Consider the following 17,688-nt stretch of genomic DNA (forward strand, 5'->3'; position numbering starts at 1 on the left):
AAAAACAATGGGTAAAGATTACAGTTTATGGGCAGAGGCGAAAACAAAGCATGGCTTAGCTGCAGATGAAGTCATTTCAGGTTTACAAAAAGCAATTCGCCGTTCAATGACAGAATTAGCTTGTCGCTATGCATATGAACTTTATACGACAAGTCCAGTATTGCTGGAAAAAGTATGGAGCCGATTGATGTCAATCTCGGTAGAGGATATTGGATTTGGAAATTTAGATGCAGCAAGACATATTTATGTATTAAATCAAATGCGCAAGGAATATGCTTATGATGATCCAGATCAGCCGATGTATTTTATTCATGCAATCCGTATATTGTGTTCAAGTCAAAAAGATCGTTCAAGTGATTTCTTAAAGAACATCGTGATCAAGACAGCTGCCATGGGAGAAGTACCGGAGATAATCGATCTTGCTTTGGATAAACATACAAAACGAGGAAAAGCAATGGGCAGAGACTCGAAACACTTCTTTAACGAAGCTTGCAAAGTATTTCCGCAAGCAGAGGTAGATAATGATTATCGCGAGCGTTATGGAAAGATTCTAGAAGAATATGAAGAATATGATCCGGAAAAAGTTGAAGAAGATGCTTTTCAATATGCAGTAGGTCGTGTATAATGGTGATGACGAATATCCTGTCATGTAAGGATATTGGTTGATGAAGTCCCATTTCATCAACCCTCGCTTTGCATAAAACATTAGAAACTATCGAAGTGATGTCCAAAAGAAACCCCCGGGGTTTCTTTTTATGTGTAAAGGAGGAAACAATATGGAAAATAAAATGGGAACAATGGAAATAAAAAAACTAATCATAACAATGTCATTGCCAATCATGATATCGATGCTGGTACAAGCCTTGTATAATATCATCGACAGTATGTTTGTAGCAAGAGTGAGTGAAGATGCTTTGGCTGCAGTATCTTTATGTTATCCAATTCAAATGATCATGGTTGCAGTGGCATGCGGAACAGGAGTCGGGATCAATGCGATGCTGTCTCGCTATTTAGGAGAGAAAAAGCAAGAAAAAGCAAATCAAGTTGCAGCACACGGCTTATTTACTGCAATTTGTAACTGGATCGTATTTGCTCTGATTGGGATCTTCTTTTCAAGAAAATTTCTGCAGTTATTCTCAAATGATCCAGCAATCATAGATATGGGAATTTCCTATATGCGTGTTTGTACGATTCTTTCTTTTGGTGTTTTTGTGGAGATAACATATGAAAGGATCATGCAGTCAACAGGAAACACAATTTATAACATGATCATTCAGGGAATAGGAGCCATTGTGAATATCATATTAGATCCCATTTTCATATTCGGCATGTTTCATTTACCGGCTATGGGTGTAACAGGAGCTGCAATTGCAACAGTGATTGGCCAGATCATCGCAATGCTGATTGGTATTGTGATTACGCAGAAAAAAGTAAAAGAAGTACAAATTTCTATTCATGATTTTCATATCGACAGTCATATTCTAAGAGTAATATATCGAATCGGGATCCCGGCTATCCTAATGCAGTCGATCATGAGCTTTATGACTGTTATAATGAACATGATATTAGTTACCTTCTCGGAGACAGCAGTCTCGGTGTTTAGTATTTATTACAAGTTGCAGCAATTTGTATTCATGGCGGTCATTGGGATGAATAATGCTTTGATTCCAATTGTATCTTATAATTACGGAGCTAGAAAAATGGAACGAATTCATCACTCCATTCGTTTTTCTATACTGGTATCGTGTATCATCATGGGGATTGGCACATGTTTATTTGAACTGTTTCCTGCACAGCTGCTGTTTTTATTTGATGCAAAAGAGAATATGTTAGCAATTGGGATACCAGCTTTGCGAATTATCTCATTGTCATTTCTGTTTGCAGGTATTTCAATGGTAGCCTGTTCGGTATTTCAAGCATTGGGATCTCCAACGTATTCTTTGATTATTACATTATTGCGGCAAATGATATTATTGTTGCCTTTAGTATACTTCTTATCTTCAATGTTTGGATTGAATCAATGTTGGTGGGCGTTTTTGATTACAGAAATAGTATGTGCATGTATCGCATTTGTTCTATTGAAAAAAATAAAAAAACAGATCTTATAGGAAGTCATGCAGATGCCAGAGCGCATTATTGTTCTTGTTAAAAGAATATGATAAAATGATATCAATTAAAAAAGGGGAGATACGCTTTTTATGGATCCAGACTTATCGGCACAGATATTTGTTTTGATTGTTTTGTTAATGTTATCTGCATTTTTTTCTTCAGCAGAGACTGCATTGGTTTCTACAAATAAGATTCGCATGCGTACTTTATCGGATGAAGGGAATGCACGCGCAAAGCTCGTTTTAAAAATATTAGATAATCAAGCAAAAATGCTCAGTGCAATATTGATTGGCAACAACTTGGTAAATACAGCAGCAGCAAGTATTGCAACAACGATTGCTTATTCATTTGGCGGGGCTGCAGTTGGTGTGGCAACTTTCATCATTACGCTGTTGATTTTGATTTTTGGTGAAATTACACCAAAAACGATGGCAACCGAAAAGTCAGAGAAAATCGCTTTAGCCTATGCACCGATCATTTCTTTTTTGATGAAGTTATTGACCCCGGTCATCGTATTTATCAATGCATTTAGTTATGTCATTCTGCGTTTGTTTGGGGCTAAATCTGATTCTAATCGTCAAACTTTGACAGAATCAGAATTGCGGACGATCGTGGATGTATCGCATGAAGAAGGCGTTATTGAAAAAGATGAAAAGGAAATGATCAATAAAGTATTTGATCTGGGGGATACTAAAGCAAAAGATGTTATGGTACCGCGGGTCCATGTAGTAATGGCAAAACGTGATAGTACCTATCAGGATCTGATTGAATTATTCCGTCAGGAACAGTTTACACGTATTCCAATATATGATGGATCAGTGGATAATATTGTCGGTCTTGTAAATATGAAAGATTTATTATTATATCAGGACCTGAATGATTTTCATATCGATAAGATCCTGCGTAAACCATATTTTACTTATGAAAATAAACCTGTGAGCGATCTTTTATTTGAAATGAAGTATTCTACTTTTAATTTAGCAATTGTAATGGATGAATATGGTGAAATGGTCGGCATCATTACAGTAGAAGATATCGTTGAGGAGATCGTTGGGGATGTACATGATGAGTATGATGCACAAGAAGAAGAAAAAATCAAACAAATCAGTGAATATATTTATGAAGTAAAAGGATATATCAGTTTACATGATCTGAATTCAACATTGCATTTAGATCTAAATAGTGAAAATTTTGACTCGATCGGTGGATTAGTAATTGATCGTTTAGGACGTTTACCAAAATTGAATGACAGCATTACGTTAGACAATGGTATAAAAATTGAAGTAACAGCTTTAGAGAAAAATCGAATTGAAGAAGTGCATTTAACACTTCCAAAAAAGGAAAAAAGTGAATCTCAATAAAACGAGAATTCACTTTTTTTCTTGGAAAATATATTATTCTCTTTCTAATAGCCGCTTGTAAGAAAAGTCAATTCCTATGGCACCTAAAGGTGCTGTGATCAATATTCCTAATACAGCAACAGATAATACAATTGGTCCACAGGATAATCCCATGGCTAATGGAACAGAACCAATCGCTGCTTGTACGGTTGCTTTCGGTAAATAGGCTATTGTACAGAAAAGACGTTCTTTTTTATTTAAAGGGGATCGTAAAAGACAAATCGAAACACCAATAGAGCGAACACACAAGGCAATACAAATCATAGCAATGGCAGCTAGACCAGCTTGCAATGTATAACGAATATCTACTGCTGCACCAACCAATACAAATAAGATCACTTCAGATGCAATCCACAATTTTCCAAACTTTTCAGATAGTCGTTTCGATACAAAAGAGGGACTTTTCTTATTCAGTACACATGCCATTGCAATTACCGCTAATAATCCAGATATAGAAACAGTTCCTTTTAACCAGGATTCAATTGCTATAAAGAAGAATGAGATACCTAAAATAATAATGATCTTTGTACTATTTCTTACATAGTGTTTGTGGTTGTAGGCAGATTCAAAAAATAAGCTTAAAAGATAACCAACAACAGCACCTAATGCAATACCCAGCAAGATAGATACGGGAATAGAGATGAAGTCTGTGATATGTACGCTTCCTCCTTGAGCCATGCTAGAAAAAGTGGAAAATAAGACGATGACAAAGATATCATCACAAGAGGCACCAGCCATGATCAACTGAGGAATACCTTTCTTAGTTCCATATTTCTTTTCCATTAAATAGACCATTCGAGGCACTACGACAGCAGGAGAAACAGCAGCTAAGACGGAACCCATAACTGCAGCTTCAATAACAGAAATATGCAATAGCATAGGTGCAAATAAGATATAACCTATTATTTCAAAAGAGGCAGGAAGAAAAGACATAAGGATAGCAGGACGGCCAACTTTTTTCAAATCTTCTAAGTTCAAAGATAAACCAGCTTTTAATAAAATAATGATCAATGCCATTTGCCGCAACTCGGAAGATATGGATAAGATAGATGGATCTAATAGATTGCATACATAGGGACCTAAAATAATGCCTGTAATAAGCATGCCAATGATCCGTGGTAATCGAAGGGCTTGTACGATGGACGCCATTGCTAATCCAATGATGAAAATAAAGCCAAGTGATGTTAACATGATATTCCTCCTAAAATAAAAAAGCTGACAACCCGTGATAAAAATCACAGAAGTCATCAGCATACATGCGGTTTAGGTTTCCCAAGGGAGAACTTCATTCCCGAAAAGTATTTTACCGGATATTCTTTTTTTGTAAAGACCAATCAGCAGGATGCAGACTAAAAATGCTTGCTTGAGAAACAGAAATAAGAGAATTATAATAAAAGTGATGTTAATGATAAAAATAGACATAGAAAGGGGAAACATATGAATCAAGAATTTTTAAATTTAATTAAAAGTCGTCGCAGCATTCGTAGTTATGAAAATAAGAAAATTGATAAGGAACTGTTAGAGGCGGTATTAGAAGCAGGAACATATGCACCAACAGCAATGGGAAAGCAGTCACCTGTTATTGTAGCTGTTACAAATAAGAAATATCGTGATGAGCTTTCAAAATTGAACGCGGAAGTAATGGGTGCAGAAAATGACCCCTATTATGGAGCACCAGTCATTGTGGTAGTATTGGCTGACGGAACAATGCCGACTTTTATTGAAGATGGAAGCTGTGTATTAGAAAATTTGATGCTAGCAGCGCATGCTGTTGGTTTAGGAAGCGTATGGGTCAATCGTGAACGCCAAATTTTTGATAGTGAACGAGGGAAGCAATTGTTACAAGAGTGGGGTTTACCTGCTACACTTCGAGGTGTGGGAGCAATTGCCTTAGGATATCCAAAGGGAGAGGTACCAAAGCCGAAAGAACGCAAGAAAGATTACATCGTTCATGTGGATTAATTATTAAATATGAAAGAAACAGATTTATACTATTGCCTAAATCTGTTTTTTTTAATTTCATAGTCTAAATTGAATCATGAGGTTGAAAGGAGGAAGCAAAGTGAATTTCAATAAACGGAAATTTGGCTGTGACCCGAATGAATACTGGGATTGTGAATGTAATTGCGATTATGTTCCTTGTGATTGTTGCATTGGGCCAACAGGTCCAAGAGGACCTGAAGGAAAACGTGGTGAAAGAGGACCACAAGGCATACAAGGACCCTATGGACCGCAAGGTCCTCAAGGAAATACTGGAATAACAGGAGCAACTGGTGCAACAGGGCCACAGGGAATGCAAGGCCCAACGGGAGCGATGGGGCCAACTGGAGCCACAGGCCCGCAAGGAGAAGCAGGTGTGACAGGAGCAACCGGTGCAACAGGGCCGCAGGGAATGCAAGGCCCAACAGGAGCGATGGGACCAACTGGCGCAACCGGCCCGCAAGGAGATACAGGTGTGACAGGAGCAACCGGTGCAACAGGGCCGCAGGGAATGCAAGGTCCAACAGGAGCGACGGGTCCAACTGGAGCCACAGGCCCGCAGGGAGATACAGGTGTGACAGGATCAACCGGTGCAACAGGGCCGCAGGGAATACAAGGCCCAACGGGAGCGACAGGTCCAACCGGAGCAACTGGCCCGCAGGGAAATACAGGTGTGACAGGTCCAACTGGAGCTACAGGAGCAACAGGTCCGACCGGACCTCGTGGGGGTACTGGACCTGCAGGGCCAACCGGCCCAAGAGGAGTGACTGGAACCACCGGAGCCACAGGAACGGCAACTGAAAATCTTGCGGCGGTTAACAATAATGACACTCGAGTATCTGGAAATGGTCTGCTTAGTCTATTTCAGAATGTTGCAAATAGCGGTGATTCAATTACCCATATCGCAGGATCACCATTCGTTGAAATTACAAAACCAGGATTGTATGAGGTATATTATCAAACAAAGGTACAAGTAGAATCAGATGCGTATCCTGTGATTGCAGAAACTGTGGTGGTTTATGATGGGGAAACGCTGCCCCATTCTCAAGATCATGCGAAGATTTCCTCTGAAAAGGATGAAGAACTGATGAGCGGTTATGCTATTTTTTATGCAGAACAGCCGTCAACTCTATTCTTAAAAAATACTTTGGAAAATACGCATTTTATCGATACGATCTTATTTGTAAAAAAAGCGTCTTAAAAAGACTGCCGAAAGGCAGTCTTACATAGAGGTGAAAAAGATGGTTACCATTAGCCTATGCATGATCGTTAAAAATGAAGAAAAAGTGATTCGGCGCTGTCTTTCTTGTGCAAAATCTTTTGTGGATGAAATCATCGTTGTTGATACAGGATCTGCAGATCATACAAAAGAAATTGCCCGGGAAATGGGAGCACAAGTATTTTATTTCGAATGGATAGATGATTTTGCAGCTGCTAGAAATTTCTCATTTTCAAAAGCAACGATGGATTATATTCTCTGGTTAGATGCGGATGATATAATTGATCAAGAAAATCAACAAAAATTGAAAGAGTTAAAATATCGATTAGACTCTAGTATCGATGTGATCATGATGCATTATGAAATGAATCATATGAAAGATGAATCTCCAATCATTTTTGACAGAGAACGGATTGTAAAAAGAGAAAAGAATTTTCAATGGAACGGACGAATACATGAAACACTCTCAATTGAAGGGAAGATCATCTATCAAGATATTACGATTCAGCATCAAAAGATGACCGTAAATGATCCAAATCGAAATCTTTCTATTTTTAAAAAAATGGAAAAAGAGAATATGGTGTTTTCACCTCGAGAAATATATTATTATGCGCGTGAATTACAATATCATGGTCTAATTGAAGAAGCGATTCAAAAATATGAAACATTTTTGAAAGAAAATGGATGGGTAGAGGATCTATTGCAAGCCTGTTATGAATTAGGAAACTGTTATATGATCCTAAAACAACGTCAAAAAGCCTTTTTCGCATATATAAAAAGTTTTCAATATGAAGTTCCAACGAGTCAAATATGCAATGCAATCGGTTTTTGGTTTCTAGATGAAAAAGAATATGAACAGGCAGCTTATTGGTATGAACAGTCTATTCGTTCAACGCATCGCGGTGGTTTTGAAAAACAAGATGATCATGACTTTCTGCCGGCATTGCAGCTGGCAATTTGTTATTATTATCTTGATGAAAAAGAAATCGCAAAACATTGGTTTCATTTTGCAGAAAATATCCATCCGACACACAAACTGATTCAAAATAATCGCGTATATTTTTCATAAAAAAATTGCTGTAGAAATATACAGCAATTTTTAAATTTGATAGTTACGAGGTCCAAAAATATCAGAACCGATACGTACCATGTTCGAACCATGTTTTACAGCAATTTTCCAATCAGCGCTCATCCCCATCGATAACCAGCGAATCGAATCTCCATATTGCTTTTTTGCTTCTAAAAATAGCTGATGAACTTGTTCAAAACACTCTGCAATATAAACAGTATCGCTTGTATTAGGACCGACACACATCAAACCTTGTATATCGATATGAGGAAAGGATTCTTTGCATTGTGCGATAAAATCCAGTACATCTTCTTTCGGCAAGCCAGTCTTATTTTCTTCTTGTGAAATATTTACCTCTACTAAAACAGCGATGTTCTTTTCTATTTTAGCCGCTTGTTTTTCTATTTCTTTCGCTAAGGATAGTGAATCTAAACTTTGGATCATATCTACAAGAGGAAGTACTTGTTTTACTTTATTACGTTGCAGATGACCAATCATATGCCAGTGATAATTTTTATCATATTTTGCAATGATCTCCTGTACTTTGTTTTCTCCGAAAATGGTACAGCCGGCTTGATAAGCTTCATCAACTTCTTCTTTTGTCCTTGTTTTGCTTACCGCGACTAATGTAACATCAGCAGGTAATTCCGATTGGATTTGCTTTAATCGTTCAACATTCATAGGGCATCCTTCTTTCCGTATCTATGATACACCAAAAATAGCGCAATGGGCAAACAAAGAAGGGATAATAGAATAAGCTATAATAAATTAATCAACTAGAAAATGAAGTTTAGTAGAATAAAAGATTCGTCTCCAGTTTAAATGGTAGGTCACAAAATACAGAATGAGACTTAGCAGGATACCTGCAATGACATCAATGATGGAATGTTGTTTTAAAAACATCGTTGATAAAATGATGGAAAGTCCGATGAATACAGATCCGATATTAACAAGAATTCGGTGTTTCCATTTTGGACAACGCAATACGACCAGCATGATAGAAAATGTGCTCGCTACATGTATGGAAGGGCAAACATTTGCTGAATCATCTACACCTTGAATAAAGTGTACAAGCCATGCGAAGATATTATCAACTGGAAAATCAACACGTAAATTTATTCCATTTGGAATGACTAGATAAATGAGTAAAGAAATACTCATACCGGTAAACATGAAAAAGCAAAGGTCTTGAAAATATGTTTTATTTTTGAACATAAAATATAAAAGAGAACCAAACATGTATGGAAACCACAACAAGTAAGGAAGAATAAAAAATTCATTAAAAGGGATCATGTCATCAATAGAAGAATGTAGAATAATGATTGGAGACGCAAAATGTTCTAGTAACATAAAACAAATCAAATATGGAATATAATAGAATAGCCAAAAACAATAGGGATGTAATCTGATCCATTCAAATATTTGTTTCATAGCAAACACTCCTTATCTATATCTGTAATATTTTAACATGAAGGTAAAAAAAGAAAAGAAAATTCATTAAATCTAGCAATATTGTATTCACAAGCAATCGAATGATATAAAAATTGAGATGCAAATTGAAATGCGATGTCATGCAAAGAATAAAAAGTGATAAAATAAAAATACAAGCCAAGAGAGGAAGGTGTCCATATGAAACAATATATCATGGCAATCGACCAAGGAACGACAAGTTCACGAGCAATTCTCTTTGATGAAATGAGTAATATTGTTGCAGTGGCACAAAAAGAACTAGAAACATATTACCCGCATCCGGGATGGGTGGAACAAAATGCAAATGATATTTGGGCAAGCGTGGTTGGCGTGATGAATGAAGTGCTTGCCCGATCCGGTATCCATAGTGAACAAATCGCTGGTATCGGAATCACAAATCAAAGGGAGACAACAGTCATTTGGGAAAAAGAAAGTGGACAGCCGATTGATTTTGCTATTGTATGGCAGTCTCGCCAAAGTGACTCTTATTGTCAACAGTTAAAAAAAGAAGGGAAAGAGGAGTGGATCAAAGAAAAAACCGGACTGCTCTTAGATCCGTATTTTTCCGCTAGCAAGATTCGATTCTTATTGGATAAACATCATGCACAGCATCGGGCTGAAAATAATGAACTTTGTTTCGGGACTATCGACAGCTGGTTAGTATGGAAAATGAGTAATGGGAAATGTCATATCACGGATGTTTCCAATGCTTCTAGAACGATGTTAATGAATCTAGAGACATTAGATTATGATGAAGAATTGTTAAAATTATGGAATATACCGCGCTGTATGCTGCCAGAAATCGTTGATACAAGCGGTGAACTTGCTATGTGTGAAAGTGTTTTTTCACATCCTAGATCAATTACATCAATAGTAGGAGATCAACAAGCAGCATTATTTGGGCAAACTTGTTTTCATAAAGGCGATGTAAAAAATACATATGGTACAGGCTGCTTTTTATTGATGAACACAAAAGAGGATATCATACGATCCAAAAACGGATTGGTTACTTGTGCAGGATGGCGCATCAATGGAAAGACAGATTACGTCCTGGAAGGAAGCGTATTTGTTGCAGGGGCTGCTATTCAATGGCTGAGAGATGGGCTGCATCTTATCAATACAAGTAAAGAAAGTGAGGAAAGAGCAAGATCAGTAGAAAGCAGCGATGGAGTGATTGTTGTACCTGCTTTTACTGGATTAGGCGCTCCTTATTGGAAGCCAAGCGTCAAGGGGGCCATATTTGGTTTAACTAGAGGAACGAGTCAAGAACATATTATTCGGGCAACGCTGGAGTCTCTGGCTTTTCAAAGCTATGATGTGATCAATGCAATGCAAGAAGATGCTGGTATCCATATTCAACGTTTACAAGTAGATGGCGGTGCAAGCAGGAATACGTTCTTGATGCAATTTCAAAGCGATCTTATCAATGAACGAGTGGTACGTTCATTGATATCTGAAACGACGGCATTAGGAGCTGCATATTTGAGCGGGTTGGCTGTAGGATATTGGAAGGATCAAGAACAGATACAAGCTCAATTTCAAATAGCAGAAAGTTTTGAGCCAATGATTGATGAAGCCGCAAGAGAAAGTTTATTGAAAGGATGGAAAATGGCAATACAAGCGGCAATTGCCTTTGCATGATATGAAAATTCGTTGTATTCGAGAATTGAGTCCACAGACAATGGAAGAGATAAAAAGCCAATATGAGATTTGTGAGGATACAAGTGCACAGGTGATTATTGGCAATCCAGATCCACTATCCATTCCAAACTATCCACATTTGGAATTGATTCAATTAGATAGTGCAGGATATGATCAATATGATGTAGAAAAATTAAATGAAAATAAGATTCGTTTATGCAATGCATCTGGCTGTTTTGATGATGTGATCAGTGAGTATGTGATCGGTATGATGATCATGATGTATCAGAAACTGGATCAATATGTTTTGCAACAAAAACAACATACATGGAAACGCATGGATCAAGTGCGAATGATCAGCGGATCAACCGTTGTTGTAGTCGGATTAGGCAATATTGGCAGTGCTCTTGCACAGCGACTGCATCATTTAGGAGCACAGGTAATCGGCGTCAGGAAACATCCGGAGAGAAAAGTGCATGGCGTAGAACGCATTGTGACTTTGCAACAGCTGGATGAAGTATTGCCTTGTGCAGATACTGTTATTTTATGTTTGCCTGCAAATGATGAGACAAAGGGCTGTTTCCAGCACCGTTTGTTTACTTTGATGAAAGAAAATGCGGTATTTGTGAATGTCGGAAGGGGTTCGCTGGTTTCATTAAATGATATTCAAAGTGCTTTAGATGCGCATTGTATAGGCGGGGCAATTTTAGATGTTACGGAAATAGAACCATTGCCGAAAGAACATCCTTTATGGGATTATGATAATGTATTGATCACCCCGCATGTAGCCGGCACGTTTGCGAATGCTGACAGTTTTTCTCAATTTGAAGAAATTGTTTTAAACAATTTAAAACGATATCATGAAGGAAAACCATTACTTAATGAGAGACGACATTGACATTAGAATAAAGATGAAGTACGCTTGAAATATATATCTGAATCAAGGAATCAGGAGGGAGAAAATTATGAGGATTGCAATAGCGTGTGATCATGGTGCCTATGAGTACAAGGAAATGATCAAGAAAATGTTGTTAGAACAAGGACATGAGGTAAAAGATTTTGGAACAGATTCTACAGCTTCCATGGATTATCCAGATACAGCATTGCCTTGTGCACAAGCGGTTGCCAGTGGAGAATATGAGAGAGGAATCGTCATGTGTGGTACAGGTATCGGTGTTTCCATGACTGCAAATAAAGTAAAAGGAATTCGCTGTGCACTGTGCAGTGATCCATTGAGCGCTCGTTTGACAAGAGAACACAACGATTCAAATATGCTGGCATTTGGGCAGCGGATCATTGGAAGTGAAATGGCAAAAGAAATCGTCAATGTATGGCTGCAAACACCATTTAGTAATGGAGAACGTCACATCAAGCGAATCAAAAAGTTGATGGACATTGAAAAGTTATAATGAAAAAGACTCAGAAGTGTTTCATGAAAGTCTTAAAAGGCTTAGAATATGTTGTCGCAGTGGCATTAATTATAGCAATGGGGATTTCCATGATCTCATTTATCATTCAGGAAGCAAATGTATTTTCAATTCAAGATTTTCAATTAGAAACATATCTAAGTTTTTCTCTTTCTTTGATCGTAGGCATTGAATTTGTAAAAATGTTGATCTTGCAAACACCAGGTTCTTTAGTGGAAGTTGTTATGTTTGCAGTAGCTCGTCAAATTATTATGAGTCATGATAGTGCTTTTGATAATTTGATCGGTGTTATCGCTGTCTTGTTAATGTTTTTATGCCGAAAGTATTTATTAGGAGAAGGAAGTAAGTTATTTAATAATAAATAAAAAATCATTCCATTAATGTGTGGAATGATTTTTTATAAGATGAAAGCAGGTACCCACTGTATCAAGATAGAAAAAAACAGGCAGACAAATCCTTCTAACAGAAGAAAACGTATGATATGTTTTTTCCAAAACCCTTTTGGTAAAAGAGAAAGGATGGAGGGAGCTGTTGATAAGGGATAGATACACCATGTTTTTTTATGACAATGAGGACATAGTAAACGATATTGAAGAGAAGTCACTTTCCGCAAACCGCCAATTGTTAAAGTTTTTTTCTTTTTAAAAAGAAAAGGATGCTGGATCAGGTGATGGAAAGGAAGTGTGAAGGATGCATTACAGATCGTACAGGTAAATGTGATCATTTCTTCCCAATTTTTGCTTATTTTTCGTATTTCCAAGTAACAGTGAATCAAGCAGATAAATAAAATGCATACGATCAAAATAACAGAAACGATCGTAAGCAGTAATTGTATTTTATATTGTAATTGCAATAATTCCATTCTTTTTCTCCATTTCACTTGTGAAATTATTATAGCATAAAGCAAACAAAGAATAAAAATCATAGAAAAAACGATTGACAGAAACCGCTTACTTCGCTAGAATATAAATGGAAATAGAGTGTTACTGGTAATGCAGGCATGAACTATTAAAGATTTGATCTCGATAGAGATTCTTTAATGTTTGTGCCTTTTCTTTTTGCCGCAGCCAAACGTTAAAGAGTCTTGAGAAGAAAGGAAAAGGAAAATGAAAGACAAAGTATTTGGCGTTCTTCAACGCATCGGCAGAAGCTTCATGCTTCCAATCGCAGTGCTTCCGGTTGCAGGTTTGTTATTAGGTATCGGAAGTTCTTTCACAAATGAAACAATGATCGCTTCTTATGGTTTGCAAAGTATTTTAGGCAATGGGACTGTATTGCATGGTTTGCTGACTGTAATGAGCAAAGCTGGTAGCGCTATTTTTGATAACCTGCCTTTGATTTTTGCAGCTGGTGTTGCAATTGGTATGGCAAAGAAAGAAAAAGAGGTTGCGGCCCTCTCAGCAGTAATTGCTTTCTTTGTTATGCATGTATCTATTAATGCAATGTTGACCATTGACGGACAGATCTTGGCAGACGGCAGTATTTCTCCAGATGTATTAGGAGGAACGATTGCTTCTATGTGCGGCATTCAAACATTGCAGATGGGTGTGTTTGGTGGTATCATCGTTGGTCTTGGTGTAGCAGCACTGCATAATAAATTTTATAAGATCGAATTGCCAAATGCATTATCTTTCTTTGGCGGAAGCCGTTTTGTACCGATCATTTCAACAATCACCTTTGTATTTGTGGGTATTTTGATGTTCTTTGTATGGCCGGTCGTACAGAATGGTATCTATGCGCTTGGTTCGCTGGTAACAGGTACCGGTTATGTTGGAACACTGATCTTTGGTATCATCAAACGTGCATTGATTCCATTTGGCTTGCATCATGTCTTCTATTTGCCATTCTGGCAGACAGCTGTTGGAGGAACGATGGAAGTAGGCGGACATTTGATCCAAGGCGGTCAAAATATCTTCTTTGCACAATTAGCTGATCCAACAGTAACTCACTTTAGTGCAGATGCCACTCGTTATTTCTCTGGAGAATTCATCTTTATGATCTTTGGTCTTCCAGGAGCTGCTCTTGCCATGTATCAATGTGCAAAGCCAGAAAAGAAAAAAGTTGCTGGAGGATTATTATTGTCTGCTGCGTTGACAAGCATGTTCACGGGTATTACTGAACCGATTGAATTCTCATTCTTGTTCGTCGCACCAATGTTGTTTGCGGTTCAGGTCGTACTGGCAGGAGCAGCATACATGATCGCGCATATGCTGAATATCGCAGTTGGTTTGACATTCTCAGGTGGTTTCTTAGATCTGTTGTTGTTTGGAATCCTGCAAGGAAATGATAAGACAAGCTGGTTGTTGATCATTCCAGTAGGTATCGTTTATTTCTTCCTGTACTTCTTTATCTTCAAATTCCTGATCAAAAAATTTAATTTGAAAACACCTGGACGTGAAGATGATGACGAGGAAACAAAACTGTATACAAAAGCGGATGTCAATGCACGTAAAGAAGCGGAGAAAGATGGCGCTGCCGGGCAGCCAAGTGCATTATCTGCCATGATCACAAAAGGTTTAGGCGGTGCAGACAATATTTCGGATGTGGATTGCTGTGCAACACGTCTGCGCGTTACAGTAAAAAATGCAGATCAAGTAGATGAGGCTGTTTTGAAACAAAGCGGTGCTGCTGGCGTCATTAAAAAAGGAAAAGGTGTGCAAGTTATCTATGGTCCGCGTGTATCTGTTATTAAATCAGATCTGGAAGAATATCTTCAAAATCCAGTAGAAGTAGAAGAGACACCGGTGCAGGCGGTAGTTGAAGAACCAGCAAAAGAAGAAAAGAAAGAAATTAAAGAAATCTTTGTTGCTCCAATGAAAGGAGAAGCAAAACTGATCAATGAAACACCAGATCCTACGTTTGCACAAAAAATGATGGGAGACGGTATCGTTATTTTCCCTAGCGATGGAAATGTGTACAGTCCATGTGATGCAACGATTCAGTTTGTGTTTGATACAAAACATGCTATTGGATTGACATCTTCAGAAGGAATCGATATTTTGATTCATGCAGGTATCGATACAGTAAAATTAGGCGGTAAAGGATTCAATGTATTAGTAGAAAATGGACAAAAAGTAGAAAAAGGTGCAAAATTGATGGAAATTGATTTACAATATATTCGAGAGAATGCACCGTCAGATGCAGTTCCGCTGGTATTTACGAATTTAGGTGACCATCACCTAGAACTTTTGAAGCTGGGAAATGTCAATGCCGGTGATGAAATTATTCGTGTTAGATAAAAAATAAGGGAAAGGGAGGAGAACATGGCAAAAATTATTCGCATTTTAAACCATAATGCTGTGTTGATTCACGAAGTAAAGGAAAACCGTGTTCTCCTGCTTTTAGATAAAGGAATTGGTTTTGGACGTAAGATCAATGAGCAAATTGAACCGCCTTATACAGGAAAAGTATATGAATTGCAGAAAGAAACTACAAAAGGTCCTGCAAAAGATGTTTTGAATCATTTAGAACCGGAGTTTCTGGAACTCAGCAGTGAAATTATTGCCATGGCTGAAACGCGTTTTAAAAATATTGATCGAAATATTTTATTGCCGCTGGCTGATCATATTGCTTTTGCCATCGCACGTATCAAAAGTGGATTGAATATTACAAACCCATTTGTAAATGATATTTGCATGCTTTATCCAGAAGAGTATGAAGTAGCTAAAATGGGAAAACAATTGATCTATGAACGTTGCGGGTACGAAATCAATGAAGATGAAGTTGGTTATATTACCCTTCATATCCATAGCGCAATGGGGGAACAGGTCGATGAAGGAATGCTGGTGGCGGTGATCATCAATGAAAGCATTCAGCAAGTTGAAAAAGAATGCGGTGTAGAAATTGATGTGCATACTTTATCTTACAGCCGCTTGTTGACCCATATGAAATATTTATTGGCACGATTAAGAGATGGTGAAATACTCGCATTAGATATGGAGGAGTATACAAAAACGAATTTTCCGTATTCGTATAATGTAGCGCAACATATCATTGAGCGTATCGAACGGACCATTCATAAGGAAATCCCGAAAGTGGAAACTGGTTATTTAGCACTGCATATCGAACGTGTATGCAGAAATGATACAAATTAAGCTGCATCGATGGATGCAGCTTTTATCTTTGTGAAATTAATTATTGTTATCTAGTGATGAGGGAAAAACATACTTAATGATATTTTTGTCTAATGTCATAAAACAACAGTAAGATGGATAGAATAGTGATCAAGAAAATGGGATGAATCGAAAGCTGTTCAAAGAAGGATGGGGCAATGATCAAAAAGAATAAATAAAAGAGATAAAATACAAGATAAGTCAATAATACAAATATTTTTTGTGAAATCCAGCGATCTGCGAATAAGGTTATATTTTGAATCAAAAGAAATGGAAACAGAGTAGAGAAAAAGAGAGACCATATATTATTTTGCGCTAGAGTTTCGAAAAGGAACAAAAGCAAAAATAAGAACAAGTGTACAAATGCGATTGCAGCACATTTGTAGAGAAATAAGCGTCCTTGATTGATATAACAAATACTGATCAGCTCGTCCATACCATAGATTGACTGGCGATAAGTAGTATAGATACCATAACCGCCAAGAAAAAAGAAATAGAAGGCAATGATCAGCATATGATTTTGCTGCAGAAATACAAGCAGCCATAACAAGAGCATAAAAGAAACAACACTGAACAGCAGGAAGTAACGCAGCTCCATGTGAATGAGTCGCCAAATGATGTGTGAGCGGCTATCAACCATTTGTAAAGATAATTGTAATTGTTCAAAGGAAAGAAAGGCGGTTTTTTGAATGGCTTGCGGATCTGGGTCATTCCATTGTTTCATTACTATTGTCCTCCTTCCATAAATTGCGTAAATGAATCAGTGCACGGGCATGTCTGGATTTTAATGTCGATTGGGGGATACCCAGCAATTCGCTGATTTCACGAAAATTCATTTGCTTCAAATAATAAAAATAGATGATATCTTGTTCTTCATTTGGCAATAAGACGATTAATTGATGCAGATGTTCATATTCAAATGACTGCATCATGGCTTCCTGGAATGAGCATCCGTTAGGTAAGAGTTCTTCTTCGATCGGTAAATGCCGATGGCGCTGCTCTTTGCGCAAATGATCGATACAGCAGCTAGAAGCAATCACATAGAGATAGCCTAATAATTTTCCTTGTACACGATAGGTGGGAATCTGTTTCATAAAACGAAGAAAGGTTTCTTGCAAAATGTCTTGTGCATCTGCTTGATTTACTACCTTGGTAGTGACATAGCGGTACAACGGAGGGTAATAATGTTGGACCAGTTGTTGAACGGCAGCTTCATTTCCTTTTCGAAGTGCTTTAATCAAAGTTTTCTCGTTCAAAAATC

Annotated in this window: 18 protein-coding genes and 1 riboswitch; of the genes, 12 read left to right on the plus strand and 6 right to left on the minus strand. The window is 37.6% G+C overall.

Annotation, left to right across the window (positions count from 1 at the left end; translation table 11 throughout):
• The first annotated feature begins 7 nt into the window (after positions 1–7).
• From BQ9859_RS07750 to BQ9859_RS07760, 3 genes are all read left to right on the plus strand, one after another.
• Positions 8–625 (plus strand): hypothetical protein, encoded by a 618-nt coding sequence (locus BQ9859_RS07750; RefSeq protein WP_075877635.1) that lies wholly within the window; start codon positions 8–10, stop codon positions 623–625.
• Positions 626–776: 151 nt separating this feature from the next.
• Positions 777–2,108 carry an MATE family efflux transporter gene (locus BQ9859_RS07755; protein ID WP_143404404.1) on the plus strand — a complete coding sequence of 444 codons (1,332 nt, stop codon included), beginning with the start codon at positions 777–779 and terminating at the stop codon, positions 2,106–2,108.
• Between the two features lie 90 nt (positions 2,109–2,198).
• Positions 2,199–3,470, plus strand: coding sequence for an HlyC/CorC family transporter (locus BQ9859_RS07760; RefSeq protein WP_075877637.1), 1,272 nt, complete (start codon positions 2,199–2,201; stop codon positions 3,468–3,470).
• 33 nt (positions 3,471–3,503) lie between these two features.
• Here the strand turns inward: BQ9859_RS07760 and BQ9859_RS07765 are convergent, their stop codons facing one another.
• The gene (locus BQ9859_RS07765) at positions 3,504–4,700 is read right to left on the minus strand and encodes a cation:proton antiporter (protein WP_075877638.1); all 1,197 of its coding nucleotides are present in this window, start codon (positions 4,698–4,700) and stop codon (positions 3,504–3,506) included.
• 40 nt (positions 4,701–4,740) lie between these two features.
• Positions 4,741–4,811: riboswitch (Fluoride riboswitch) on the minus strand.
• Positions 4,812–4,946: 135 nt separating this feature from the next.
• Between BQ9859_RS07765 and BQ9859_RS07770 the strand changes: the two genes are divergently transcribed.
• The 3 genes from BQ9859_RS07770 (at position 4,947) to BQ9859_RS07780 (ending at position 7,777) form a co-directional block, all read left to right on the plus strand.
• Complete coding sequence (locus BQ9859_RS07770) at positions 4,947–5,471, plus strand: nitroreductase (protein WP_075877639.1); 525 nt, start codon at positions 4,947–4,949, stop codon at positions 5,469–5,471.
• Between the two features lie 100 nt (positions 5,472–5,571).
• On the plus strand, positions 5,572–6,690 hold the full coding sequence (locus BQ9859_RS12855; RefSeq protein WP_407940100.1) for a collagen-like domain-containing protein: 1,119 nt from the start codon (positions 5,572–5,574) through the stop codon (positions 6,688–6,690).
• A gap of 40 nt (positions 6,691–6,730) precedes the next feature.
• The gene (locus BQ9859_RS07780; RefSeq protein WP_083662764.1) at positions 6,731–7,777 is read left to right on the plus strand and encodes a glycosyltransferase; all 1,047 of its coding nucleotides are present in this window, start codon (positions 6,731–6,733) and stop codon (positions 7,775–7,777) included.
• A gap of 30 nt (positions 7,778–7,807) precedes the next feature.
• Here BQ9859_RS07780 and BQ9859_RS07785 read toward each other — a convergent pair whose 3' ends face one another.
• Both BQ9859_RS07785 and BQ9859_RS07790 read right to left on the minus strand, forming a co-directional pair.
• Complete coding sequence (locus BQ9859_RS07785; RefSeq protein ID WP_075877640.1) at positions 7,808–8,458, minus strand: YggS family pyridoxal phosphate-dependent enzyme; 651 nt, start codon at positions 8,456–8,458, stop codon at positions 7,808–7,810.
• Between the two features lie 87 nt (positions 8,459–8,545).
• Positions 8,546–9,208 carry a phosphatase PAP2 family protein gene (locus BQ9859_RS07790; protein WP_075877641.1) on the minus strand — a complete coding sequence of 221 codons (663 nt, stop codon included), beginning with the start codon at positions 9,206–9,208 and terminating at the stop codon, positions 8,546–8,548.
• A gap of 198 nt (positions 9,209–9,406) precedes the next feature.
• Between BQ9859_RS07790 and glpK the strand changes: the two genes are divergently transcribed.
• The 4 genes from glpK to BQ9859_RS07810 all read left to right on the plus strand — a co-directional run bounded on the left by glpK (position 9,407) and on the right by BQ9859_RS07810 (position 12,680).
• Complete coding sequence (gene glpK, locus BQ9859_RS07795) at positions 9,407–10,888, plus strand: glycerol kinase GlpK (RefSeq protein ID WP_075877642.1); 1,482 nt, start codon at positions 9,407–9,409, stop codon at positions 10,886–10,888.
• 40 nt (positions 10,889–10,928) lie between these two features.
• Positions 10,929–11,786 (plus strand): D-2-hydroxyacid dehydrogenase, encoded by an 858-nt coding sequence (locus tag BQ9859_RS07800; RefSeq protein ID WP_235846412.1) that lies wholly within the window; start codon positions 10,929–10,931, stop codon positions 11,784–11,786.
• A 67-nt stretch (positions 11,787–11,853) separates the two neighbouring features.
• Positions 11,854–12,297, plus strand: a complete 444-nt coding sequence (gene rpiB / locus BQ9859_RS07805) for a ribose 5-phosphate isomerase B (protein ID WP_075877643.1) — start codon at positions 11,854–11,856, stop codon at positions 12,295–12,297.
• A gap of 23 nt (positions 12,298–12,320) precedes the next feature.
• A complete protein-coding gene (locus tag BQ9859_RS07810) occupies positions 12,321–12,680 on the plus strand; it encodes a hypothetical protein (RefSeq protein WP_083662768.1) in 360 nt (119 codons plus the stop codon).
• Positions 12,681–12,712: 32 nt separating this feature from the next.
• Here BQ9859_RS07810 and BQ9859_RS07815 read toward each other — a convergent pair whose 3' ends face one another.
• Positions 12,713–13,177, minus strand: coding sequence for a hypothetical protein (locus BQ9859_RS07815; RefSeq protein WP_075877645.1), 465 nt, complete (start codon positions 13,175–13,177; stop codon positions 12,713–12,715).
• A gap of 244 nt (positions 13,178–13,421) precedes the next feature.
• Here BQ9859_RS07815 and BQ9859_RS07820 point away from each other — a divergent pair, with 244 nt between their 5' ends.
• Positions 13,422–15,554 (plus strand): PTS sugar transporter subunit IIABC, encoded by a 2,133-nt coding sequence (locus tag BQ9859_RS07820; RefSeq protein WP_075877646.1) that lies wholly within the window; start codon positions 13,422–13,424, stop codon positions 15,552–15,554.
• Positions 15,555–15,578: 24 nt separating this feature from the next.
• A complete protein-coding gene (locus BQ9859_RS07825; protein ID WP_075877647.1) occupies positions 15,579–16,409 on the plus strand; it encodes a PRD domain-containing protein in 831 nt (276 codons plus the stop codon).
• Positions 16,410–16,482: 73 nt separating this feature from the next.
• On the opposite strand, the gene BQ9859_RS07830 is transcribed toward BQ9859_RS07825, so the two are convergent.
• Positions 16,483–17,151 carry a hypothetical protein gene (locus BQ9859_RS07830; protein WP_075877648.1) on the minus strand — a complete coding sequence of 223 codons (669 nt, stop codon included), beginning with the start codon at positions 17,149–17,151 and terminating at the stop codon, positions 16,483–16,485.
• Positions 17,135–17,683 (minus strand): RNA polymerase sigma factor, encoded by a 549-nt coding sequence (locus BQ9859_RS07835; protein ID WP_075877649.1) that lies wholly within the window; start codon positions 17,681–17,683, stop codon positions 17,135–17,137. Before BQ9859_RS07835 ends, BQ9859_RS07830 begins: the two co-directional genes overlap by 17 nt.
• Between the last annotated feature and the right edge of the window lie 5 nt (positions 17,684–17,688).

Origin of the sequence: Merdibacter massiliensis, assembly GCF_900155395.1 — a bacterium.
Taxonomy (GTDB): Bacteria; Bacillota_I; Bacilli_A; order Erysipelotrichales; family Erysipelotrichaceae; genus Merdibacter; species Merdibacter massiliensis.

What these genes read in the sequence shown, in the direction of transcription:
- rpiB (WP_075877643.1), top strand. Translation starts at nt 11,854, where the DNA reads ATGAGGATTGCAATAGCGTGTGATCATGGTGCCTATGAGTACAAGGAA.
- BQ9859_RS07820 (WP_075877646.1), top strand. Translation starts at nt 13,422, where the DNA reads ATGAAAGACAAAGTATTTGGCGTTCTTCAACGCATCGGCAGAAGCTTC.
- BQ9859_RS07830 (WP_075877648.1), bottom strand. Translation starts at nt 17,151, where the DNA reads ATGAAACAATGGAATGACCCAGATCCGCAAGCCATTCAAAAAACCGCC.
- BQ9859_RS07790 (WP_075877641.1), bottom strand. Translation starts at nt 9,208, where the DNA reads ATGAAACAAATATTTGAATGGATCAGATTACATCCCTATTGTTTTTGG.
- BQ9859_RS07780 (WP_083662764.1), top strand. Translation starts at nt 6,731, where the DNA reads ATGGTTACCATTAGCCTATGCATGATCGTTAAAAATGAAGAAAAAGTG.
- glpK (WP_075877642.1), top strand. Translation starts at nt 9,407, where the DNA reads ATGAAACAATATATCATGGCAATCGACCAAGGAACGACAAGTTCACGA.
- BQ9859_RS07785 (WP_075877640.1), bottom strand. Translation starts at nt 8,458, where the DNA reads ATGAATGTTGAACGATTAAAGCAAATCCAATCGGAATTACCTGCTGAT.
- BQ9859_RS07750 (WP_075877635.1), top strand. Translation starts at nt 8, where the DNA reads ATGGGTAAAGATTACAGTTTATGGGCAGAGGCGAAAACAAAGCATGGC.
- BQ9859_RS07800 (WP_235846412.1), top strand. Translation starts at nt 10,929, where the DNA reads ATGGAAGAGATAAAAAGCCAATATGAGATTTGTGAGGATACAAGTGCA.
- BQ9859_RS07815 (WP_075877645.1), bottom strand. Translation starts at nt 13,177, where the DNA reads ATGGAATTATTGCAATTACAATATAAAATACAATTACTGCTTACGATC.
- BQ9859_RS07770 (WP_075877639.1), top strand. Translation starts at nt 4,947, where the DNA reads ATGAATCAAGAATTTTTAAATTTAATTAAAAGTCGTCGCAGCATTCGT.
- BQ9859_RS07760 (WP_075877637.1), top strand. Translation starts at nt 2,199, where the DNA reads ATGGATCCAGACTTATCGGCACAGATATTTGTTTTGATTGTTTTGTTA.
- BQ9859_RS07755 (WP_143404404.1), top strand. Translation starts at nt 777, where the DNA reads ATGGAAAATAAAATGGGAACAATGGAAATAAAAAAACTAATCATAACA.
- BQ9859_RS07825 (WP_075877647.1), top strand. Translation starts at nt 15,579, where the DNA reads ATGGCAAAAATTATTCGCATTTTAAACCATAATGCTGTGTTGATTCAC.
- BQ9859_RS07765 (WP_075877638.1), bottom strand. Translation starts at nt 4,700, where the DNA reads ATGTTAACATCACTTGGCTTTATTTTCATCATTGGATTAGCAATGGCG.
- BQ9859_RS07810 (WP_083662768.1), top strand. Translation starts at nt 12,321, where the DNA reads ATGAAAGTCTTAAAAGGCTTAGAATATGTTGTCGCAGTGGCATTAATT.